Origin of the sequence: Bradyrhizobium guangdongense, assembly GCF_006483445.1 — a bacterium.
Taxonomy (GTDB): Bacteria; Pseudomonadota; Alphaproteobacteria; order Rhizobiales; family Xanthobacteraceae; genus Bradyrhizobium; species Bradyrhizobium guangdongense_A.
Genome location: NZ_PPPT01000016.1, coordinates 14,872 through 37,769, shown reverse-complemented (window position 1 = coordinate 37,769; position 22,898 = coordinate 14,872). Strand labels below are relative to the sequence as shown.

Annotated in this window: 19 protein-coding genes; 12 read left to right on the top strand and 7 right to left on the bottom strand. The window is 62.9% G+C overall.

The features are described 5' to 3' along the window. Positions 1-8: 8 nt before the first annotated feature. Together lon and C2U70_RS02315 are read left to right on the top strand one after the other, a co-directional pair. On the top strand, positions 9-2,393 hold the full coding sequence (gene lon / locus C2U70_RS02320; protein ID WP_140976247.1) for an endopeptidase La: 2,385 nt from the start codon (positions 9-11) through the stop codon (positions 2,391-2,393). A 110-nt stretch (positions 2,394-2,503) separates the two neighbouring features. Continuing rightward, complete coding sequence (locus C2U70_RS02315; protein ID WP_140976246.1) at positions 2,504-2,692, top strand: hypothetical protein; 189 nt, start codon at positions 2,504-2,506, stop codon at positions 2,690-2,692. A 74-nt stretch (positions 2,693-2,766) separates the two neighbouring features. Here C2U70_RS02315 and C2U70_RS02310 read toward each other — a convergent pair whose 3' ends face one another. Both C2U70_RS02310 and C2U70_RS02305 read right to left on the bottom strand, forming a co-directional pair. After that, the gene (locus C2U70_RS02310) at positions 2,767-3,069 is read right to left on the bottom strand and encodes an HU family DNA-binding protein (protein ID WP_140976245.1); all 303 of its coding nucleotides are present in this window, start codon (positions 3,067-3,069) and stop codon (positions 2,767-2,769) included. Positions 3,070-3,352: 283 nt separating this feature from the next. Further along, positions 3,353-4,585, bottom strand: a complete 1,233-nt coding sequence (locus tag C2U70_RS02305; RefSeq protein ID WP_140976244.1) for an acetyl-CoA C-acetyltransferase — start codon at positions 4,583-4,585, stop codon at positions 3,353-3,355. A gap of 180 nt (positions 4,586-4,765) precedes the next feature. Here C2U70_RS02305 and C2U70_RS32785 point away from each other — a divergent pair, with 180 nt between their 5' ends. Both C2U70_RS32785 and C2U70_RS02295 read left to right on the top strand, forming a co-directional pair. Then, positions 4,766-5,143 carry a dienelactone hydrolase family protein gene (locus tag C2U70_RS32785; RefSeq protein WP_186294020.1) on the top strand — a complete coding sequence of 126 codons (378 nt, stop codon included), beginning with the start codon at positions 4,766-4,768 and terminating at the stop codon, positions 5,141-5,143. Positions 5,144-5,293: 150 nt separating this feature from the next. Next, positions 5,294-6,613: an adenylate/guanylate cyclase domain-containing protein gene (locus tag C2U70_RS02295; protein ID WP_140976242.1), complete on the top strand. Its 1,320-nt coding sequence runs from the start codon at positions 5,294-5,296 to the stop codon at positions 6,611-6,613. 12 nt (positions 6,614-6,625) lie between these two features. Here the strand turns inward: C2U70_RS02295 and C2U70_RS02290 are convergent, their stop codons facing one another. The 4 genes from C2U70_RS02290 to C2U70_RS32780 all read right to left on the bottom strand — a co-directional run bounded on the left by C2U70_RS02290 (position 6,626) and on the right by C2U70_RS32780 (position 12,912). Next, complete coding sequence (locus C2U70_RS02290; protein WP_140976241.1) at positions 6,626-8,197, bottom strand: winged helix-turn-helix domain-containing tetratricopeptide repeat protein; 1,572 nt, start codon at positions 8,195-8,197, stop codon at positions 6,626-6,628. A gap of 122 nt (positions 8,198-8,319) precedes the next feature. Further along, a complete protein-coding gene (locus C2U70_RS02285; protein ID WP_140976240.1) occupies positions 8,320-9,780 on the bottom strand; it encodes a GH1 family beta-glucosidase in 1,461 nt (486 codons plus the stop codon). A 244-nt stretch (positions 9,781-10,024) separates the two neighbouring features. Beyond that, the gene (locus C2U70_RS02280) at positions 10,025-12,271 is read right to left on the bottom strand and encodes a hypothetical protein (protein ID WP_140976239.1); all 2,247 of its coding nucleotides are present in this window, start codon (positions 12,269-12,271) and stop codon (positions 10,025-10,027) included. A gap of 470 nt (positions 12,272-12,741) precedes the next feature. Next, complete coding sequence (locus C2U70_RS32780) at positions 12,742-12,912, bottom strand: hypothetical protein (protein ID WP_186294019.1); 171 nt, start codon at positions 12,910-12,912, stop codon at positions 12,742-12,744. A 442-nt stretch (positions 12,913-13,354) separates the two neighbouring features. Between C2U70_RS32780 and C2U70_RS02275 the strand changes: the two genes are divergently transcribed. After that, positions 13,355-13,915, top strand: a complete 561-nt coding sequence (locus tag C2U70_RS02275; protein WP_140976238.1) for an STM3941 family protein — start codon at positions 13,355-13,357, stop codon at positions 13,913-13,915. Positions 13,916-13,927: 12 nt separating this feature from the next. Here the strand turns inward: C2U70_RS02275 and C2U70_RS02270 are convergent, their stop codons facing one another. Further along, a complete protein-coding gene (locus C2U70_RS02270) occupies positions 13,928-14,764 on the bottom strand; it encodes a Crp/Fnr family transcriptional regulator (RefSeq protein WP_140976237.1) in 837 nt (278 codons plus the stop codon). Positions 14,765-14,937: 173 nt separating this feature from the next. On the opposite strand from C2U70_RS02270, the gene C2U70_RS02265 reads away from it, so the two are divergent. The 7 genes from C2U70_RS02265 to C2U70_RS02235 all read left to right on the top strand — a co-directional run bounded on the left by C2U70_RS02265 (position 14,938) and on the right by C2U70_RS02235 (position 22,886). Then, entirely contained in the window at positions 14,938-15,462 is a 525-nt protein-coding gene (locus C2U70_RS02265) for an AAA family ATPase (protein ID WP_140976236.1), read from the top strand. A gap of 78 nt (positions 15,463-15,540) precedes the next feature. After that, positions 15,541-17,091, top strand: coding sequence for a winged helix-turn-helix domain-containing tetratricopeptide repeat protein (locus tag C2U70_RS02260; protein WP_186294018.1), 1,551 nt, complete (start codon positions 15,541-15,543; stop codon positions 17,089-17,091). Between the two features lie 111 nt (positions 17,092-17,202). Beyond that, positions 17,203-18,327: an AraC family transcriptional regulator gene (locus tag C2U70_RS02255; protein WP_140976256.1), complete on the top strand. Its 1,125-nt coding sequence runs from the start codon at positions 17,203-17,205 to the stop codon at positions 18,325-18,327. 79 nt (positions 18,328-18,406) lie between these two features. After that, the gene (locus C2U70_RS02250) at positions 18,407-19,645 is read left to right on the top strand and encodes an acyltransferase family protein (RefSeq protein WP_140976235.1); all 1,239 of its coding nucleotides are present in this window, start codon (positions 18,407-18,409) and stop codon (positions 19,643-19,645) included. A gap of 75 nt (positions 19,646-19,720) precedes the next feature. Then, the gene (locus C2U70_RS02245; RefSeq protein ID WP_140976234.1) at positions 19,721-21,061 is read left to right on the top strand and encodes an amidohydrolase; all 1,341 of its coding nucleotides are present in this window, start codon (positions 19,721-19,723) and stop codon (positions 21,059-21,061) included. A gap of 8 nt (positions 21,062-21,069) precedes the next feature. Further along, the gene (locus C2U70_RS02240; RefSeq protein ID WP_140976233.1) at positions 21,070-22,143 is read left to right on the top strand and encodes a C45 family autoproteolytic acyltransferase/hydolase; all 1,074 of its coding nucleotides are present in this window, start codon (positions 21,070-21,072) and stop codon (positions 22,141-22,143) included. Positions 22,144-22,391: 248 nt separating this feature from the next. Continuing rightward, on the top strand, positions 22,392-22,886 hold the full coding sequence (locus C2U70_RS02235) for an RlpA-like double-psi beta-barrel domain-containing protein (protein WP_186294017.1): 495 nt from the start codon (positions 22,392-22,394) through the stop codon (positions 22,884-22,886). The last annotated feature ends 12 nt before the right edge of the window (positions 22,887-22,898 follow it).

The following is a 22,898-nucleotide window of genomic DNA, read 5'->3' as shown; positions in this document are numbered from 1 at the left end:
GGTCGATCATGGCCAACGAACAGATGAACAATACCCAGACCCCCGAAACCAAGATTCCCGAGGATGCGCTGATCATGGTCGCCGTCCGCGACATGGTGCTGTTTCCCGGCGCAATCGGGCCGATCGCGATCGCGCGGCCGAAGTCGATCGCGGCGGCCCAACAGGCACTGCGCGAGCAGCGGCCGATCGGCATCGTCCTGCAGCGCAACGCCGAGGTCGACGATCCCGGTCCGGACGATCTGTACCGTGTCGCGACCATCGCCAACATCGTGCGCTACATCACCGCGCCCGACGGCACGCATCACATCGTCTGCCAGGGCGTGCAGCGCGCACGCATCCTCGATTTCCTGCCGGGGACGCCGTTCCCTGTCGCGCGGATACAGCAGATCCCGGAACCGACCACGACCTCGCCCGAGATCGAGGCGCGCGTCCTCAATTTGCAGCGCCAGGCGATCGAGGCGATCGAGCTGTTGCCGCAGGCGCCGCCCGAGCTGGTCGCGATGTTCCAGAACACCACCGCGCCCGGCGCGCTGGCCGATCTTGCGACCTCCTACATGGACATCAAGCCGCAAGAGAAGCAGGAGATCCTGGAGACGATCGACCTCGCTCTGCGCGTCGAGAAGGTGTCGAAGCAGCTCGCCGAGCGGCTGGAGGTGCTGCGCATCTCCAACGAGATCGGGCAGAAGACCAAGGCGGCGTTCGACGAGCGCCAGCGCGAGGCGATCCTGCGCGAGCAGATGGCCACCATTCAGCGCCAGCTCGGCGAAGGTGACGGCAAGGCGGCCGAGGTCGCCGAACTGACGGAAGCTATCGTCAAGGCCAAGATGCCGCCCGAGGCGGAAGCCCACGCGCGCAAGGAATTGCGGCGCTATGAGCGCATGCCCGAGGCGGCCGGCGAATCCGGCATGGTCCGCACCTATCTGGACTGGCTGATCGAACTGCCCTGGGCGCTGCCCGAGGAGAAGCCGATCGACATCAAGGAAGCCCGCCGCATTCTCGATGCCGATCACTTTGGCCTGGAGAAGATCAAGACCCGGATCATCGAATATCTGGCGGTGCGCAAGCTCGCACCGCAGGGCAAGGCGCCGATCCTGTGCTTTGTCGGTCCGCCCGGCGTCGGCAAGACCTCGCTCGGACAATCCATCGCACGCGCGATGGATCGCCCCTTCGTGCGCGTCAGCCTGGGCGGCGTGCATGACGAGGCCGAGATCCGCGGTCACCGGCGCACCTATATCGGTTCGCTGCCCGGCAACATCATCCAGGGCATCAAGAAGGCGGGTGCCCGCAACTGCGTGATGATGCTGGACGAGATCGACAAGATGGGCCGTGGCGTGCAGGGCGATCCCTCGGCGGCCATGCTGGAGGTGCTCGACCCCGAGCAGAACGGGACGTTCCGGGACAATTATCTCGGCGTGCCCTTCGACCTCTCGCGCGTGGTGTTCATTGCGACCGCCAACATGCTCGACCAGATCCCCGGCCCGCTCCTGGACCGCATGGAGCTGATCAGCCTCGCAGGTTACACCGAGGAGGAGAAGCTGGAGATCGCCAAGCGCTACCTGGTGCGGCGGCAGCTCGAGGCCAACGGCTTGACCGCCGAGCAGGCCGAGATCGAGCCGGAGGCGCTGCGCCTGGTCGTCAAGGGCTATACGCGGGAAGCCGGCGTCCGCAACCTCGAGCGCGAGATCGGCAAGGTGCTCCGCTACGCCGCGGTGCAGATCGCCGAGGGCACCGCCGCGAAGGTGACGATCGCGCCAAAGGACCTGGCGGCCGTGCTCGGCCAGCCCCGGTTCGAGGGCGAGATTGCGCTGCGCACCAGCGTACCCGGTGTCGCCACCGGACTTGCCTGGACGCCGGTCGGCGGCGACATCCTGTTCATCGAGGCGACGCGCGTGCCCGGCAGGGGCAACATGATCCTGACCGGCCAGCTCGGCGAGGTCATGCGCGAGAGCGTGCAGGCAGCACTGACGCTCGTGAAGAGCAGAGCCACACAGCTCGGCATCGATCCTGCGATGTTCGAGAAGAGCGACATCCACGTCCATGTCCCGGCGGGCGCGACCCCGAAGGACGGACCGAGCGCGGGTGTGGCGATGTTCACGGCGTTGACGTCGCTTTTGACCAACCGCACGGTTCGCAGTGATACCGCCATGACCGGCGAGATCTCGCTGCGCGGCCTCGTGCTGCCGGTGGGCGGCATCAAGGAGAAGGTGGTGGCCGCGGCTGCCGCCGGGCTGACGCGGGTGATGCTGCCGGCGCGCAACAAACGGGACTTCGACGACATCCCGAAGAGCGCGCGGGACAGGCTCGAGTTCATCTGGCTGGAGCGCGTCGACGACGCGGTCGCGGCCGTGCTCGAGCCGGCCAAGCCCGAGGCTCAGATCGAGGCGGCGGAATAGATAATTCCGCCGGCCTTGATCCACAGCAAAGACGTCCGCGCCATCCGGGCGTTTTCTGAATGTAAGGGAACCAGGGGCGCAAGCCGCGGGGGCTTGCGCAAGGTGGCGAGATGACCAGCGAGACGATAAAGGCCCTACTGATGATCGCAATGTTCGGATTGTTCGAGGCAGTGATGAACCTGGAGGCCATTCAGCGGCTGCGCCGCAAGGCCGTCCAGTTCTGGCGTCGGTACGTCGTACCGTCGCATGGGCTGCAGCCCGTGCCGGTCGCGGCGCGGCCTAAGCGCCGCAAGGGCTAGTCCCTCCGCTCGCCCTCGCGGCACCCAAAACAAAAGGCCCCCTTCTTGTCGAAGGGGGCCTTTGCTTTTAGCCCTTAGGCCACGGCGTCCTTGGCGGCCTTGACGGGCCGCGCACGGACGATCTTGCGGGCCGGCTTGGCCTTGAACATCATCTCTTCACCCGTGAACGGGTTGGTGCCCTTGCGCGCCTTGGTCGCGGGCTTCTTGATGACGACGAACTTGGCGAAGCCCGGCACCAGGAACAGGCCGTTCTTCTTCAGTTCCTTGTGGCCGACGTCGGTGAGCGTCTCCATGACGTTCTTGACGTCGCGCTTGGAAAGCTCGGTGGCGGTCGCAATCTTCTCGATGAGTTGCGACTTGGACATTTGGGCTGGCATCGTGTCTCCTCTGATTCGTTGCCGGTTGCATATTAGACCAACCGTTGAAGGCCTAGAGCCTTCTGCACAGTTTTCTCGCGATTTTACGGGCTTTTTTGCCCCTCTGTGACAAAAAACCCTGCTTTTCAGCCACTTTTCCAAGCAGCCGCATCCAAAGCAGCGTTTTTTGCCGCGTTTCGAAGGCCCGCAACACGCTCTTGCTAAAGCTGATTCCATGCTTTCGACAAGCGACGACCGGCCTCTTTGTGGGAGGCCGGTCGTTTTCACACCTTAAAAATAGGGCTCAGACGCGCTCGATGATGATCGCCGGCGCCATGCCGCCGGCGGCGCACATGGTCACGAGACCCCGCTTCAGATCACGCCGTTCGAGCTCGTCCAGCACCGTGCCGATCAGGATCGAGCCGGTGGCGCCGATCGGGTGACCGAGCGCGATCGAGCCGCCATTGACGTTGACCTTGGCGCGGTCGAGCTTGAGATCGCGGATGTATTTTTCCGCGACCACCGCAAAGGCTTCGTTGATCTCGAACAGGTCGATGTCGTCGATGGTGAGCCCGGCCTTCGCCAGCACTTTTCGCGTAGCCGGCACCGGCGCGTTCAACATCAGCGTCGGCGAGTCCCCCATATTGGCCATCGCGACGACGCGTGCGCGCGGCTTCAACCCATGCGCCTTGGCGTAAGCGGGCGAGGCCAGCAGGAGCGCGGCAGCACCATCGACAACACCCGACGAGTTGCCGGCGTGATGCATGAAGTCGATCTTGAGGTCCGGATACTTCTGCAGGATCAGGCCGCGATAGGTTGTGCCCTTGTCGTCGAGCGCATAGTCGGCGATCGCGGGGAATGCGGGCTTGAGCGCCGCGAGCCCCTCCATCGTGGTCTGCGGCCGCGGATATTCTTCATGGTCGAGCGCGAGGCTGCCGTCCTCGCGATGGACCGGCACCAGGCTCTTCTTGAAGTGCCCGTTCGCCATCGCATGCGCCGCACGCTTCTGGCTTTCGAGGCCGAGCGCATCAACGTCCTGTCGCGTGATGCCCTCCATGGTCGCGATCGCGTCCGCACAGACGCCTTGATGCGACTGCGGATGCCTGGCGCGCAGGCGCAGATTGCCGCCATCCATCATCATTGGGCCGCCGCCGCGGCGTCCCTCCATCGACATCATCTCGCAGCCGCCGGCGATGACGAGATCTTCCGCACCCGCCATGATCGAGGCTGCGGCCATGTTGACGCTGGTGATGCCGGAGCCACAGAAGCGATCCAACGTCACGGCGCTGGCGCGCACGTCGTAGCCGGCATCGAGCGCCGACATGCGGCCGAGATCGCCGCTTTGGGTCGCAACCTGCGCGCTGCAGCCCCAGACGATGTCGTCGACCTCGGCGGTGTTAATGCCGGTGCGATCGGCGAGCGCGCGCAGCACGGTCGCGCCGAGCTGCTGCGGATGAATGCCCGACAGCGCACCCTTGCCGGCCTTGCCCACGCCCCGCGGCGTCCTGCATGCGTCGATGATGAGTGCTTCTGCCATGGCTTTTCCTCTTCTTTTGAATGGTTGAAGGGCGTTTTCAATCAGGGGTCGGGCGGAGTCAATCCGCGGCAACGCACTATTTCCGCGAGGCGGACGGCGCGGCTTACATTTTGCCCGCGCGCCGCCTATTCTTCCCACGCCAGGGAGATGCCATTGCCTGGAAGAGCCATCTTTCAAGTCGTGTTCGTACTGATGCTGTGGTGCGTCGCGGGTGCGGTGACGACCGATGCACGAGCAGCAGCTCTGGAGCGCGTCGCGTTTGAAAGTGCCTCGCAACGGCGCATTCCTGGCGGCATACTCAATCCGGGCGACGGCATCTTCATTGGGGCCATCGACGATTGGACGCCGGCGGCAGAGTGCAACAACAAGGTCGCAAGATGGGGGAATGACGGGCCATCGGTCGAGCTCATCGTCTATCCCGGCGCGTATCATGGCTTCTACTATTCGCACCTTCAGCCCGGAGCGAAGCTGTTCGGTCACTGGCTGGAATACAACGGCGCGGCCGTGGAGGATGCCAATCGCCGCCTGCGCCGGTTTCTCGATCAGCATCTGAAGTGAAGACATGGCGGTCGCGGCGACAGGAGGGGGTGCTCCCGAAGACGGAACGAGACGGCCTCGCGGAGGCGGCCCCTTACCCAAAGCCGAGAAATAGGCTTGATCATTCAGGCCCTTTCAGCAAAATCTGCCCAAACCCAGTCGGAGCAACCGATGCAAGACCTCGAACTACCGGAGACGCATTACGCGCTCAGCGGAGAGGTCAATATCGCCTACCAGACGATGGGCGACGGCCCCATCGATCTCGTGTTCGTGCCCGGCTTCATGTCGCATATCGAGTTCATGCACGAATTGCCCGGATACACGTCATTCCTGCGTCGCCTCTCGAAGTTCGTGCGTGTCATCACCTTCGACAAGCGCGGACAGGGGTTGTCGGACCGGGTCTCGGACGCGCCTTCCCTGGAACAACGGATGGATGACGTCCGCGCCGTCATGGATGCGGTCGGCTCGACACGCGCCTCGCTCTTCGGCAACTCCGAAGGCAGTGCCATGAGCGTCTTGTTTGCCGCCACCTATCCGGATCGCGTCTCCAGGCTTCTGCTATTCGGCGGCTATGCCAACCGAAAGGACCTGTCGGCAAATCTGGAGGACAGGCTGCAACAACGTGCGAAACTCTGGGGCACGGGTGCCATGATGCGGATCGTCGCCCCGAGCGCGGCAAAGTCGCCGGATGCAGTTGCGCAATTCGCGAAATTCGAGCGCCTTTCGGCGAGTCCCGGCACGGTCAAATCCTTCATGAGGCTGAATAGCCAGATCGACATCAGGTCCATACTCCCGACCGTCAGAGTGCCGACACTCGTTCTACATCGCACCGGCGACATGCAGGTGCCCATTGCGCTCGGCCGCGAGCTGGCCTCGTTGATGCCGGAAGCGAAGTTCATCGAATATCCCGGCCAGGATCACGCCGTGGCCGCCGGTGACGTCGAGGCCCTGCTCGGCGATATCGAGGAGTTCGTTACCGGTCATCGCACCGTGTCAGCGGATGAGTCCGAGCGCATTCTCGCCACGGTCCTGTTTTCCGACATCGTCGATTCAACGAAAAGCGTCGCCGACAAGGGTGATGCGGCATGGCGGAGAGTGCTCGACAGCCACGATCAGCTCTCGCTCGAGCTCGTCGAGAAGCACCGTGGGAAGTTGATCAAGTCCACGGGCGACGGCTTTCTGGCCATTTTCGATGGACCGGGCCGCGCTGTGCGCTGCGCCCTCGCGATGAGCGCAGCCTCAAACCAACTGGGGCTGCGGGTTCGCGCCGGTCTTCACACCGGGGAAATCGAAATCAGGGGCCGCGATATCGGAGGTATCGCCGTTCATGCGGCCTCGAGAGTCATGGCGCAGTCTCCGCCCGACGAGGTTCTCGTCTCCAGGGTGGTGACCGACCTGACCGCCGGCGCCGGCCTGCATTTTTCAGAGCGCGGATCCCACGAACTCAAGGGCCTGCCGGGTCGATGGGACCTGTTCGCGGCAAGCGCCTAAAATGCCCCACGACTAGTCCGGCATGCCGGCGATTCGAAACGCCTGTGTCAACTTTTCGACGTCTGCCTTGCGAAATGGCCTTGGGCGCCGCTCGATGAGAGAAACGCACAGAGCAGGACTCAATTGCATGAGCGCTGCACAGGCCGCTTGCGCGTCTTCAAGCCGTCCCGACATGGCATGGCTTGCCGTTCGAATGTAGTGCGCCCCCAGGAAACTGGGTTGTAACCGGATAGCGATCGTCGCCGAAGCCAAGGCGTCGTCATGGCGGCCGGCAAAGAAATGGGCAAAGCCCAGTCCGGAATGGGCACTGTATGCGCGAGGATCCAATGGGCTCAACCGAAGCATGTCCTGGAATTGCTGAACCGCAGCATCTCCATCGCCGAGCCAAAGGTGCGCCCAACCGCCCCAAAGACGCGCGTTGGCGTGATTGGGGTCCAACTCGATCGCGCGCAAGATCAGGTCGGTCCCCTCCTCAACCTTACCCAGGACATAGGCAAGCGCGTCTCCAACCATCGCCAGCACCAGCGGATCGTCCCTGTCGAGTTCGATCGCCCGGTTCGCGAGCTGACTGGCTTCGGCACGTTCAAGGGCAGGATCGATACTCCAGCCGCAGGCCTTTCTTTGCGCATGGAGGTTGGCGCCCAGCGCGTATGTGGCGGCGAACTCGGGATCGATGCTGCTGGCAACCTTGATTAACTTGAGCCCCTCGTCGTTGCCCGCGCGGGTGTTTCGATAATTGCAAGACAACGCCCGAAGGTAATAGTCGTAGGCCGTAAGGCTTTCGGTCGGTTTGCGCTTGGCTCGCTCGATCTCGGCGCGCTCGACCCGCGGAGAAATTGCGCCAATAACGCTGCAGGCGACCCGATCCTGGAGATCGAAAACATCCTCGAGTTGGCTGTCGAACCTGTCGGCCCAAAGATGCAAACCAGTTGTCGCATCGATCAACTGCCCGCTGATCCGGACACGATTGCCCTCCTTTCGCACGCTCCCTTCGAGGACATAGCGAACACCAAGCTCTCGACCGACCTTCTGGACGTCGGTGGCCTTGCCCTTGTACGTAAAGGTGGACTGTCTCGCGATGACGAAAAGTGATTTGGATCGAGACAATCCCGTAATGATGTCTTCGACCATGCCATCGGCAAAGTAGTCCTGATCGGGATCGAGGCTTAGATTGGCGAAGGGGAGAACCGCGAGGGATGGCTTATCCGGGAGCGCGAGGCTGGCTTCCGGAGACTCCACACTGCCGTCAGTAACTGCGCCGTATATTGGCTCCGGCACTTCCGACACCGATCCAACGAATCGCAGTCCCTTGCGTGGCAGCGTCTTGATCAGACGTTGTTCGCCGCCGGAGTCGCCGATCGCTGTTCGAGCGGCATTGAGGCGGGTCGTCAGAGCCGCATCAGAGATTGCGCGGCCATTCCAGATCGAAGTGACAAGGTCGTCCTTGCTGACGACTCGATCCCTGTTGCGGATCAAGTATTCGAGCAAATCGAAGACCTGGGGAGTCGTCGGAACAATTTCGGACCGTCGTCGCAATTCGCGCTTTTCGGTATCAAATGAGTAATCCTCGAAGAAATAGCGCAAAGCTCAATCCCCTAAGGTCACCCCTCTCACAATCTCGGGTCACATAATAGATCACCGGTTGGAAAATGTAAGTCGGGGGCCAAGCAGAGCTTCCTCGGCGAACCAGCGTGCGAAAGGCGAAATCAGACTCCCGCCGCGTTCCTCGCGATGACGTTGCGGTAGAAACTCGCGCTGAGTTTCGGCGTGCGCACCTGTGTGTCGAAGTTGACGTGATAGAGGCCGAAGCGCTTGTTGAGCCCGAACACCCACTCGAAGTTGTCCATCAGGCTCCAGAGGAAATAGCCGCGCACCGGCACGCCCTCGGCGGTGGCGCGCTGGAGCTGGGCGAGATAGTTGCGCAAATACATGATGCGGTCGGTGTCGTAGATCTTGCCGTAGGCGGTCACCTCGTCCTCGCCGGAGGTGCCGTTCTCGCTGATATAGATCGGCAAATTCTTCCAGATCCTTGCCGCGAGTTTTGGCACCCAGTAGATCGTCTCGGGGCCGACGCGCAGCCAGTTCGAGTTCATGTGCGGGAAGGATTTTGGGATCGGCAACAGCGAGAAGCCGGGCGCCTTGTCCGATGCGATGATGTAGTGCTGCGGCGCGTAGATGTTGAGGCCGAGGAAATCGACCGGCGAGGAGATGATCTTCAACTCCTCCGGCGTATACTTCGGCACGTTGGCGCCGGCGAACTTGATAAACGCGTCGGTGTATTTGCCTTCCAGGATGACGGTGAGATAGCTGGCGTTCAGCTCGCGCAGCGCGATTTCGGTGGCGCGGACGTTCTCCGGCGTGTCGATCGCGGGAATGCAGGCATCGATATTTTCGGCAGGACCAACCCTGGTGCCCTTGCGGCCGCTGGCGCGCACCGCCTGGACGGCAAGGCCATGCGCGAGCGCGGTGTTGTGCCGGACCTGGTTCACTTCGGCTTGCGACAGCGTCTGGCCGGGCGCGTCGATGCCGCTGCCATAGCCGAAATAGACGAAGCGGCCGCTCTCGTTCAGCGTGAACACGTTTTTCACGCGGTCGGTCAGGTGCCGCGCGACATAGGCCGAATAGTCGCCAAAGGCCTTGCAAGTCTCGGCCGACCGCCAGCCGCCGAAACGGTCCTGCAGGGATTGCGGCAAGTCCCAATGATAGAGTGTCAGCCACGGCTCGATGCCGGCCTTCAGAAGTTCGTCGATCAGGCGGTTGTAGAAGTCGAGCCCTTTCGGGTTCGGCTTGCCGTCGCCGTCGGGGAAAACACGTGGCCAGGCCACGGAGAAGCGATACGCCTTGCAGCCGAGATCGGCGATCAAGCGGATGTCGTCCTTGTAGCGATGATAGTGCTCGTTGGCGCGGTCGCCGGTGCTGCCGTCCTCGATCTTGCCGGGCACGCGCACGAAACTGTCCCAGATCGAGGGCCCTCGCCCATCCTCGTTGACGGCGCCCTCGACCTGATAGGAGGAGGTCGCGGTGCCCCAAAGAAAGTTTTGTGGAAAGCCGCCCGCAGCGCGCGGCGCGGCCGCCGGCTTGGCCTCCGCGGCTTGCGGCGCTGCGAGGGCGGCTGCGGACAATCCCGCGATCTTCGCAAACTCGCGACGCGAGACCTCGTCCGACATGAATGCGCCCCCGACAACCGGCTGTTCCTGTTCCGAAGGGCACAATGACCAGTCCCGGGCGATTTGAGAAGTGCCGTTCGTTCCTACCGAACCTGCGCTCGCAGCGCGGTCCGCAGAGCAAACAGCTCAGCTATCTCGGGCGGGCCACCGCGGAGCGCGCGTCTGCACGAGAACGAGCTTCAAGTCCGGATCGACAAGGATAGATTGTCAGCGAAGGCCTCGCTGAAATAGCCAGGCATTTTCGCTATTGGAGCGAAATCTCGTAGACGCCTCTCCCGTGCGTCGCTGCGCGCAACAGGCGCTGCGTCGGATGAATTTGCAGATCGAAGACCGGTGCATCGGGCAACCCGTTCTCCAGCGGATTCCAATTGATCCCACCGTCGGGCGAATGCCAGACGCCGACATCAGCGCCCACATAGAGGTTGTTGGGCGCTATGCGATCAACGGCCAGGGCGTTGTGCTCGACGTCGAGGAGACTGCTCCCGCCCGTGCCACTGCGAACGTCCCAGCGCGTCCCATCGAAATGCCACACTCGGCGACGGTCTCCCAGTCCCCCAAAAGCGACATAGACCGATGCGCCGCTCGCGTCAGCCCAGTCCACCGCAATATCGGCGATAAGGCCAGACACTCCGAGCGGCGCGGCGGGCGCGTTGTCGAGCCGCGTGATCTGCCATGCGCTGCCGGAACGATCAGCTCGGAAGACCTGGCCTCGCGTCGTCCCGATGAACAGGCGCTTTGCAGAGGCAAATGCGAGCGCGAACGCGTCACCCGTCGAAGGCCCACCAGGTAGAGTGATCGGCGAGAGCCAATTGCTAGCGAAGTTGTTCGATAGATACACAAGCTGACCGGCCCCGACCGCGACCAGATCTGCACTGGACGGATTTGACGGATTGTACGGCACACCGACAATCGGTTGCGTCATCGTTGCCCAACCGAAGTTCCACACCGGAGCCCACCCCGCGTGCGATGTGCCGCCTGACGTGGAGCGATACACGACCCCGTTCATGTACACGAGCACCTGGTCGGGATTATTCCAGTTGATCAGGCAGTAACCACCATCTCCACCGCTGACGTGCGTCCAGATCGGTCCCGACGCCGTCCGCGCCGTGCCATTATCCTGCAAACCGCTGAACAGGATGTTGGGATCCGTTGGATGCTGCGCGATAAAATTGCTGCACAGGCACGCGAGCCCGTTATTTTGACTTACGAACTCGCCGGTGCCCCTGGGGTCACGGTTGAGAAATACCCCACCATCGCATCCGCACCAAAGCTCGTTCGGCTCGCCAGGAGTGTGGCAAATGACGTGAACATCGGCATGGGCGTGGGTGCCTATCGATGCCGAGTTGCTGACCTTGTAAGCCGAACCGCTCGCGCGAATGTTGCAACGCCAGATCGATCCACCCCACGGCGGCGCGTCCATGCGATCGCCTCCGAGATAGATCAGGTTTGCATCAGCAGGATCAACAGCGATCGTCAGGTCGTAGGCCCCCTGACCTCCGGGCAGCACGTCCGGCACAGCGTCAACGCGCTTCCAAGCCCCAGTCACGCTGTCAAGACGATAGACGGCCTTGAGCGATCCGCTCGACGTTGTAACAAACGCATAGACGCGATCTGGCTTATCCGGTTGCACCGCGAGTGCAATGCGCCCGATATCCGTCGTTGGGAAATTGGTGCCGGCGACGGCCCAAGTTGCTCCTCCATCGTCCGAATGCACCACCGTTGATGGCGAAGCACCCTGTCCCCACTCAGCACCAAAGAACCTGGTCGTGCCGCCGCTCGACGCGGCAACCACGCTCGCGTGTACTCCGGGGCGTACCTGCACCCATTGGAATTGACCACCCGTCTGTGGCACGCGGCGATAAAGCCCGACGGTCGTGGCGCCAACAACGTTTTCGCGGTTGACGGGATCGACAGCAAGCGCAAAGAAGGCTTCGCCCGCAAGGTCAGGCGTACTCGGTTCCACGATCCAATTTGCACCTCCATCATCGGTACGGATCACGCCGAGCCCGCGGTAGGCCGGAAGGGCGCTGGTCACGCGCGAACGGAAGAGTTGCAGCGTGTCCCCTTCGCCGGTTCCAACATAGACGCGATTTGAATCTGCCAGGTCGAGCGCGATCGCTCCGCAGACCAGGCTTGCAGTGGCAAAGTTCGTGGGGTCCAGATCGAAACGATCCATCATGGACCGCCACGTTGTACCGCCGTCGGCGGAGCGAAACACGCCACCGTTGGCCGACGCAGCATAAACGACCGCACCGCCCGGCGCGACGGCAAGACGCGAGACACGTCCCGCAACCGGCTGATTGCCGACGGTCTGGCCATCCATTACGACGCTCGGCCCCAGCGGAAGCCAATTGCGCGCACCGGGAATGAATGGGGCCGGCGGAGCGCCCGCCGCCGATGGCGGCGCTGCGACTGCAACGGCCTTGCGTTGCTTGTATTCGAGGAGGACGTCGCGCCAGATTGCGGGTTGGGCCGAAGCAATCGCGGTCATGCCACGCGAATCGAGACCGCTCGCAGTTGTCGTGACGGCTGAGGGAGACGATACGCCCCTTGCCTCCAGCGGAGTGTAGCTCGACTCCAGCATCGGAAGCAGCCATTCAAGCGGGCCACTTCCATCTGTCTTCTTTTTCTTCTTCCTTGCAGCGACCTTTTGCTTGCTGAGCCTGAGCGGCCTGAATGAGGGAGCAGCAGGTTCAGCAGCCCGTCTGGTCTTGCGCGCATACCTCTTGACGGATGTTAGGGAGGAGCTTCGCTTCCGTTTTGTCGACTTGGCCATCTGAACGACCCCGCGCCAACCGGCGACTTTGTCCATTCACGACACGCAGGAGGGAAATGCCACAGCAGAAGCACTGAGCAGCCTGCCCTTGCTCAGTCAAAAGTCAGGATCGTGGACCGGGTGAAGTCTTCGGTCATTTCAAGAATTCGGATCTGCTGCTGCCGAGTCACACCCTTGGGCCGCAATCACGCGCGCTTGCTCAGCCCCAACAGATTTCGGACGTAGTCCCTTGCCCTGGGCACACGAGCAAAAATAGCAACTGCAACGACCACGCAGGCGGCAAAAACAATCATCGCCTCGGCAGTCCCGTCGCCTCCATCGGGGCTAAAGCCCAGCAACTGCTCTATCCAATCCATGGTCCACTCCCTTCGTATTGGCTTGCGCATTCGGCCCGCAGGCTCGTCACCGATAGCGACGATCAAAACCAAGCTGGCAGCAGGCTCTCGCCCGGCATCTCCATTCTCAATTCGCGCCGGACGAGCAACACGTCAGCCATTCTATCTGATTGCAACCTCTAATGCTAGATACTACATTTTGCCACCATGGAGCCTTTGTGCGAGGGCTGGACCATCGCGTCGGAGGTGAATCAGTGCTGATCGGGCGCCCAAGCGACAAGAGCCTGACAATCCTTCCGATGGTCCCACAAAGATATCAGAACGCCCTTCCGCTGCGGGTCGCGTCCATATCCATTCAGTGCTCACCGGAAAGCATCAGCGCTCGCCTAACCCATACGAGAGATGCTAAGATCGTATTCTGCCAAGCAGGGATGCGGTCATCAGCCCAAATCGTTGAAGCGCCATGGCGGTTGACAAGGTCAATGACATCCTTGCGCGCTTTCCCGGCCCGGTCACGCTGCGCGTCAGCCTGCTCAAGATGCTCGCCCTGTTTCTTGGTTCGCTCGGCTTCGTGCTCATCGGCGTTCTCCTCATCGTCTTTGTCAAGGACGATCCGGAGGCGCGGATCGCCGGCCTGGCCAGCGTTGTGTTTTTCGGTGCCTGCGCGGTGATCGGCGCGGTCATGCTGCTGCCCGGCGCCGGCAGCCTGACGCTCGAGGCCAAGGGTTTCGAGGTCCGCAGCCTGTTTCGCCGGAACCACGTCGCGTGGCCGCAGGCCAGCCGCTTCGCCGTCGTCACCCTTCAGCTTCCAAATGGCGGCAGCAATCGCATGGTCGGCTATGACGACGACAAGCTGAAAGGTCTTGGCGCCGACTTCAGCCGCGACAAGATCGGGCGTAGTGCCGCGCTGCCCGATAGCTACGGGCTTTCACTCGAGGAATTGACGCGCCTCTTGACGGAGTGGCGGGAGCGGGCGCTGGCGCAGCGCGCCCAATCTTCGGTGCCTCGTGTCCCGCGGCCATGACACCCTCGAATTCTACGCGAGGTCGCCCTTCGCCGCCTGCTGAGTGGGCGTCTGCAGCGCGGCCTTCTGCTGCTGCGCGACGGTGCCTTCCAGCCGCGCGATGTTTTCCAGCAGGCGCTGGCTGGTGAGCACGAGGAAGTAATAGCCGAACTGCGGATTCTGGAAGTAGAGCTCGAGCAGGCGCTCATAGGTGATGGTCAGCACCTGCGCATCCTCCAGGCACTCGATCGTGCCGGTGCGGCGGTTGTTCGGCGTCAGGAAGCCGAGCTCGCCCATGAGGCGTCCGGGCGGCAGCTCGACGTTGATTTCCTTGACCAGGAACTTGCCGGTGACGGTCAGCAGCATTTCGTTCGCCGCATCGCCTTTCTTGAAGAGAACGTCGCCCTTGCGATATTTGCGCTCGGTCATGAACGGCTTCAGCCATTCCATCGACAGATCGCCTTGGGTCGCGGTGCGCGCCTTCCTGATCAGCTTGAGCTGCTGGCGCAGCCGGACGGCGTTGATCGGCAGCGACAACAGATACAGCGCCAGCGTCGCGACATTGCCGGACAGCGCGCCGAAGGCCGCAAAGAAGGTGGCGCCGCACATGTTGGCGATACGCAGGGGGACCATGGTCTGCATCAACAGCGTCGCGACGAAGAAGACCGCGCCGATCACGCCGAACAGATTGGCCAACGTGATATTGGCCAGGATGATCTCCAGCAGGCGGTTGAACAGCGCGTCATAGGTGATGTTATTGGGGTCGAGGCCGATCTGGACCAGGATTTTTGCGATCCGCAAATTGTCCGAGGCCGCATCGAGGATACGGTTCAGGATCGACGAAATATCTGCAGTGCTGCCAGCTAACATATCATCCCCGCGCCTACGCCGGATCGTTCGCCGTTATAGTGGAACCAGATACAACCGTTTGAATAAATTTACGGATCGGCCGATGCAATCGATCTTACCCTCTGTCGTGGCAATTATCTGCCCTCCCAAGGTCGAGTCCTTCCCCTCCAGCGTCCAGAGGGCGCTGATCTGTCATGAAATATGAGCAGCAACCGCCGATATTGGTCGTATTCGCAGGGCTGCCGGGGACCGGCAAGACGAGTATTGCCCGCAAACTGACCACCCGGCTCGGGGCCACATATCTGCGAATCGACGCGATCGAGCAGGCCTTGCAGCAGGCCGGCCTCGCGGTCGGCCCGACCGGCTATGCCGTTGCCAATGCGCTGGCGGCCGAGAATTTGAAGCTCGGGCGCATCGTGGTCGCCGACTGCGTCAATCCGGTGCACGCGAGCCGGACCGGATGGCGCCAGACGGCATCGCAAACCGCCGCGCGCCTCGTCGAGATCGAGCTGGTCTGCAGCGACCCTGTCCTGCACCGGCAGCGCGCGGAGAACCGCGTGCCCGATATCGACGACCACGCGCTGCCCGCCTGGGACGACATCGTGAGCCGGCACTATGAACCCTGGGATCGGGCGCATCTCGTCCTCGATACGGCCACGGGCACGCTCGATGATCTGGTCGCGCAAGCCGAGGCCCATGTGCGCGGCGCTATCGACTAGATCGGGGATCGCCAGCTTACATTCCCGCAACCGGGAAGCTATTGTTGTGAGACCGGGACCTGCCCAAGGGATCACACCTTGCGCTATCTCTTCGAGGATTACGTGTTCGACACCGACCGGCGCGAGCTGCACCGGGGGGTCGATCTTGTGCCGATGGCGCCGCAGGTCTTCGATCTCCTTGATTGCCTGATCCGCAACAGGACTCGCGTCGTCAGCAAGGACGACCTGATCAACGATATCTGGAATGGGCGCAGCGTTTCGGATGCGGCGCTGACGACCCGGCTCAATGCCGTGCGAAGCGCGATCGGCGATTCCGGCGAGCACCAGCGCCTGATCAAGACGTTGCCGCGCAAGGGATTCCGTTTCGTCGCAGAGGTGCAGGAGGCGCGCGAAGCGGCAAGCGCAAATTCCGCAGAGATTTTCGAAAGCGCGCTCACCATTCCCGACAAGCCTTCCATCGCCGTGCTGCCGTTCGCAAACATGAGCGGCGATCCCGAACAGGACTATTTTGCCGATGGAATGGTCGAGGAGATCATCACCGCACTGTCGCAGTTCAAATGGCTGTTCGTGATCGCGCGAAATTCCAGCTTCACCTTCAAGGGCAACGCCGTCGACATCAAGGATGTCGGGCGCAAGCTTGGCGTTCGCTATGTGCTCGAGGGATCCGTGCGCAAGGCGTCCGACAAGGTCCGCATCGCAGGGCAATTGATCGACGCGGTCACCGGCGCCCATGTCTGGGCCGACAGGTTCGAGCGCGACCTGACCGACGTCTTCGCTTTGCAGGACGAGGTGACGGCCGCCGTTGTCTCCGCCATCGAGCCAAAACTGTTCAAGGCCGGACTGGCAATGTCGACGCGGCGACGGCCGGAGGACCTCACGGCCTATGATTTTTCCCTGCGGGCGATCCAGCAATATTACCTGTCGACGCGCGAAGGCCTCGCCGAGGCAATCAGACTGTGTCATTGCGCCCTGGAGCTGAACCCCCAGCTCGGATCCGTCGCGGCACTTGCGGGAGAGTGCCACCTGCAGAACGTCCATTTCGGCTACGCTGTCGATCCCGAGTTCGACCGGAGCGAGACGGCTCGGCTGTTTCGTCTGGCGATGAGCCTCGACGATGGCGATCCCGCCACGCTGTCAGGGGCTGCCGTCATCTCGGCGATCATGGACGGCGATTACGACGCCGCGATCGACATGGCTGACCGCGCGGTCACGCTCGGGCCAAACTCCAAACCCGCATGGCATGGCAGAGGCATCGTCTATGGCGCCGCGGGGTTGCCGGAGGAAGCGCTCCGGAGTTATGAACGCGCCATCCGCATCAGCCCGCTCGACCCGTTGCTTCACATGCTCTCCGCCGGGATGGGGGTGGTCCTCGTTGAACTCGGCCGCTTTGATGAGGCCATCGCCGCAGGCAAGCGAGCCCAGCGCCAAAACGCGTCCTTTCCGCCCGCTTACCGCTGTCTCGCGGCCGCCTTGGCGCATGTGGGACGCGACGCCGAGGCCCGTGAGGCGGCGGCGCGCCTGCTCGAGGTCGATCCCGGCTTCACGATATCTGCGTGGGTCGCGCGGGGGCGCTGGTCGAATTCGAAGCTGCTGATCGAAGGCTTTCGCAAGGCCGGGCTGCCGGAATAAGGACGGCACAAGGCACCCACCCCGCCGCCACGACCACAAGTTTGGATTGTGCCGGCGCGGCCACAATGCGAAAATTGAATCGCGAATTGAGGGAATCCATTTGTGAACGGGATGGGGCTCACGGCCATCGATCTCGGGCTGCGCGGCGCAACCAGCGGCGTCTTCCTCCTGATCATCCTCGTGACGCTGCAGCGGCGCGCGACCAATCAGTATGCCTTGCTGGGCATGGCCATGTCTGCCGGCGGCATCTTCTATGCGATCACGAGCGCGCCGGTTTTTCCAAAGTCGTCCTGGTGGTGGACCATGCCGCTGATGTCCTCGCTGCCCGCCATCTTCTGGCTGTGGGCGCGCGTGGCGTTCGACGACGATTTCGTGCTCAGGCGTTGGCACAGCGCGCTGTGGCTCGGCATCGTGGCCTTCGGCTTCACGATCTCGCTGGCCTGGACGCGCTGGCCCGCCTTCTCCAAGGCCGGAGGCAAGGTTCTGTCGTCGGTGGCCGTGGTGCTGGCGCTCGCGGCCGCGTTGCAGACGATCAAGACCTGGCGGGTCGACCTGGTCGAGCGGCGGCGCCGGCTGCGGCTCGCCATCTTCGCGATCAACATCATGTTCATCGCATTCGTCGCGGGCGCGAGCCTGGCCGCACACCCCGTCGCGGTTCCCGGCGGGTCCGACAGCCTTCCGGCCGCGATCGGCCTGTTCGTGGCGGCAATGCTCGCCGGCATCGGTGTTTTCGGCGCCCCGGCGGCCGCGGCCGTCAACGATGCCACCGCCGCGATCCCATCCGGTGACACGGGTCGGCAAACAAGGGTGACCGACCGTGCCATCACGGACGGGATTTTGGTCGATCCCCTCCTGCTGCGGCGCCTCGACCATCTGATGAAGGTGGAGCGAATCTACCGTCAGGAAGGCCTCACGATCGGAATGCTCGCGGCGCGGCTCGACGTTCCCGAGTACCGGCTCCGCCAGGCGATCAACGAAGGGCTCGGCTATCGCAATTTCAACGCCTTCCTCAACCGCTACCGCATCGATGACGCCAAGGTCGCGCTGGCGGACATGGCGCAGCGGGAGGTCCCGGTGCTGACCATCGCCATGGATGCGGGCTTCCAGTCGATCGGCCCCTTCAATCGTGCCTTCAAGGCCGAAACGGGCATGACGCCGAGCGAATTCCGGCGCGAGGCCCTGACCCCGCAGCAAGCGTCGCCGGAAATCGGCCAGCCGCGGCGAGAAATCGGCTAGCCGATTTTTGCATCGGGCAAGAGCGGCCTGATCCGATCGGGCAGAATGTCAGGCATCTGCAGCGAACACGAGCCCGTTCATGTCCCGCATCACTACCACGATCCCCGTTTCGGAACGCCTGCATGCCCTCGACGCGGTCCGGGCGTTAGCCCTGCTGCTCGGAATCGTGCTGCATGCCATCATGTCATTTGTGCCGGTCGCGGGTCTCTGGCCCATTCATGACGTCAGCCCGAGCGTGGGCCTGGGGCTGCTGTCCTTCGCCATTCATGTCTTCCGGATGACGACCTTTTTCCTGATCGCGGGTTTCTTCGCCCGCATGAGCTTTCATCGCCGGGGTCTTCGGGGCTTCGTCAGGGACAGGCTTCAGCGGATCGGGCTGCCGCTGGTGATCGGCTGGCCACCGCTGTTCACACTGATCGTCCTGATCGTGATCTGGGCATCAAACCTTCCGAATGGCGTTCCGATGCCTCGCGCGCCCGGCTGGCTGCCGGCGCTGCCCAGCTTCCCTCTCACCCATCTCTGGTTTCTCTATGTGTTGCTGGAGCTCTATGTCGCGATGCTCGTGCTGCGGAGTGCCATCGTCTGGCTCGATGCGTCAGGCGCGTTGCGAGCATTTGTCGATCGCCTGTTCGCACGCATCATGCGCAATCCGCTGGCTCCGCTGCTTCTGGCGATCCCGATCGGCATCGCCTTCTGCCTCGACCCGACATGGACCACCAGCGACGGCGTACGAACGCCGGATCGATCGCTCGTCACCAACGCGCAGGCCTGGATCTGCTTCGGCACCGCATTCGGCACCGGCTGGCTGCTGCACCGGCAGGTCGATCTGCTGCGGTGTCTGGAGAGACGCTGGCTGTGGACTCTCGTGCCGGCACTCGCCCTGATCCTGGTCAGCTTCGTGCTGTCAGGCGTGATGATGTCAGCGCCGGGCGCGCCAAAACTGCCGGTCAGCTTCGCCACCCTCAGATTGGTCTCCGTCATTCTCTATGCATCGGCGATATGGATCTCGACCTTTGCCTTCATCGGCCTCGCGCTCCGTTTCATGTCCGGCTTCAGCCCGACATGGCGCTACCTCGCCGACGCCTCCTACTGGCTCTATCTGATCCATCTGCCGATCGTGATGGCGCTGCAGGTCTTGGTGTCGCAACTCGACTGGCCCGGGGTGGTCAAGCTCGCAATCATCCTCGCGCTTGCGCTTCCGCCGATGCTGGCGAGCTATCACTTGCTGGTGCGCTTTACCATCATCGGGGGCGTGCTCAATGGCCGCCGCGCGCCACGCGAAGCACCTGCCATTGCGGTGCCAGCCGCGCCTGTCTAACGCCTAGCGGACGATGGTCAAACTCCCTGCACCGCGATAGTCTTGGCAAGGAAACGTGCCAAGGGACGACAGACCATGCGGTTTGCAAGACCCCTCCTCGCAGCCTTTGCCGTCGGCATGGCCGCCCTACCTGCGCATGCGGAGATCGACGCCGCGAGCCTGAAGCAATCGATCGAGGCCGCTTTCGAGAGCGACTATCCAAAGCTCGATGCGCTGTACAGGGATATCCACGCCCATCCCGAGCTCGCCTTTCAGGAGCAGAAGACCGCTGCCAAACTCGCCGCCGAGATGCGCGCGATCGGTTTTGAGGTAACCGAGAAAGTCGGCAGGACCGGGCTGGTCGCGCTCTACAAAAATGGCGATGGCCCGACCATCATGGTGCGCACCGAGCTCGACGCATTGCCGATGGAGGAAAAAACCGGCCTGCCCTATGCGAGCCGCGACAAGGCCAATTGGCAGGGCCGCGAAACCTTTGTCGCCCATAGCTGCGGCCACGACATTCACATGGCGAGCTGGGTCGGCGCGGCGAAGACGCTGGTCACCCTGAAGGACCGCTGGAACGGCACGCTGATGTTCATTGCCCAGCCCGGCGAAGAGGTCGGCGCGGGTGCGATGGCCATGCTGATGGACGGCCTGTTCACGCGCTTTCCGAAACCCGATGTCGGCTTCGCCCTGCACAGCGGCGGCGGGGTGTTTGCCTACGGCACGGTCGCCTACACGATCGGGGCCCGCTCCTCGAGCGCCGACGGCCTCACCATCCGCTTCAAGGGCCGTGGCGGCCATGGCGCGTCGCCGCAGGCGACCATCGATCCCGTGATGATGGCGTCGCGTTTCGTGGTCGACGTGCAGAGCGTCATCAGCCGCGAAAAGGACCCGACCAAATTTGGCGTGGTCTCAATCGGCTCGTTCCAGGCCGGCACCTCAGCCAATATCATTCCCGACGAGGCGATCCTACAAGGCACCATCAGGAGTTTTGACGCCGATGTGCGCACGAAGATGATCGAAGGGGTCAAGCGCACGGCACAGGCGGTCGCCGAGATGGCGAATGCGCCCGCGCCTGACATCATGATCACCGAAGGTATCAAGGCCGTCGTCAACGACGACGCCGTGGTCGCAACCGCCGAGAAGGTGCTGAGGGCAGCTTTTGGCGACAAGCTCAGAATCGCGCCGCCGGTCACAGCGAGCGAGGACTATTCCGAGTACATCCGCTCCGGCGTGCCCTCGCTGTTCTTCAATATTGGCGTCTACGATCCGGAAGCTGTCGCCGCCGCGGAGAAAGCCGGCACGCCGCTTCCCGGCAATCATTCTCCGCTCTACGCGCCGGTGCCGAAGCCGACCATCCAGACCGGCGTCACCGCGATGACGCTCGCCGTTCTGAGCGCCTTCGACCAGCGGGCGCAATACAAGGGGCAGTAGGCACCAGGATGGCGCCGGCGGCCAAGACGCTCCGCGTCAGCATTGTGCAATGTCGCGGGACCCCTTACGAGGTCGGCCGCGCGCAGGCTGACGCCTTTGCGCTAACGCGCAAGGGCAAGGCGTTTCTTCGCCGCAAGGTGAAGCTGCCATGGTGGTTCAACGTCAAAACCGAGGAACGCGCCTTCAGGGCTTATGCGCCGGCGCTCTGGGAGGAGATCGGTGGCATCGCCGAGGGATTGAACATCCCGATGGAGCACGCGGTCGCCTTCTTCGGCAATGACGGCTTGCGGATGCCGACCGGCGGCTGCTCGGCCGTCATGAGTGGCGGCGTCTATGGCCGCAACTATGATTTCTGGCCGCGAGGCTACGAAGCGCGCTTCGCGCTGGTGCAGGTGAACGGCAGCTACGCCAGCATCGGCGGCACGCACCAATTGACCGGGCGGCTCGACGGCATGAACGAGCACGGGCTCACGATCGGCCTGCATCTGGTGAAGGCGCGACCGCGGTCGCCGGGTCTCACCAGCACGCTACTGATCAGGCGCGTGCTCGACAGTTGCGCGACCACCGCGGAGGCTGTCGACCTGCTGCGTCGCCTGCGCCACGCCATGCAGTACAACTACTCGCTGCTCGATGCCGGCGGCGTTGCTGTCGTGGTCGAAGCAGGCGCCGGCGCAGTCGCCGTGCGCGCCGGCGACTGGCTCGCCTGCACCAATCATTTTCAAACCCCGCAACTGCGCGCGTTGAACCGGCGCGTGGCGCATTCGATCGACCGGCTGCCGCCGCTGGAAGGCTGGGCCGCACGCGCGCTGAGCGCCGAACAGACCTTCAAGGCGCTGAACTTCCCGGCCTCACCGGCCTTCCACAATTACGGCAATGCGCAGACCCTGCACACCATCGTCAGTGAACCCAGCAAGCGACGACTTCTGATCGGCATCGGCGGCGACGCCGCCGCGCTCGAAGAAGACATGCTCGATGTGGATTTCAAGCGATGGGTCGATGGTGAAGATATTCCTGTCACGCAGCTCAAGGGACAACTCGGCCTGGGATTGCGGCGACTGCGACGGACGAGAGTGCGGCGATAACTGTGATTCATGCGACCCGTAGAATAACGGGCGCGTACCACACGGTCACGTTACTGACTCATTCTCTGTATTAGTTAGCGGTAACAAAAACAGTGTGTGGAACCTCCCGGGTTCTCACAACGGTTCCGTCGCCAGAACTGGCAAGAATCCGCAACCAAAGGGCGCGAGTTCGCAACGCTTCGGCGTTCGCTTGACGCAATTTCTGCGGCTTCGGGAACTACGACCCACAGAAAATCAACCGAGGATCTATGATGCTGTTTCGCTCGCGCGCCGCAGTCTGCGGCGCCGTGGTTGTGTTTGTCGTCTCTGTTACCTTTGCTCGAAGCGAAGCAGGTGGAGTTCATTCAAGTGCCGTCGTCGATGCCGCTTCCGGAGATACGATCGTCGGCGCGGCATCCATGTACAATCCGTTCAAGCCCGGAAAGCTGGAGGGCGGTCCAGAGACGGCCTCCGGTGAGCGCTATGATCCCGATGGCTGGGCTGCCGCCATCAAGATCGGCCTGCGCGAGAAATTCGGCGGCGTTCTATTCGGCGCGCGGCCGAAATTTGCCCTCGTCGAAGCCGTCGGCAAGAAGGTCATCGTCAAGATCAATGACGTGGGCCCGTTGGTCCCCGGCCGCATCATCGATCTCAATGAACGCACGATGCGGCATTTCGATCCCAGCCTCGAGCGCGGGGTGATCTCCGACGTCAAGGTCAGCCCGCTCGCCGGCGATTACTGGATCCCCGGACCGGTGAGCTGATATCGCGCGCGC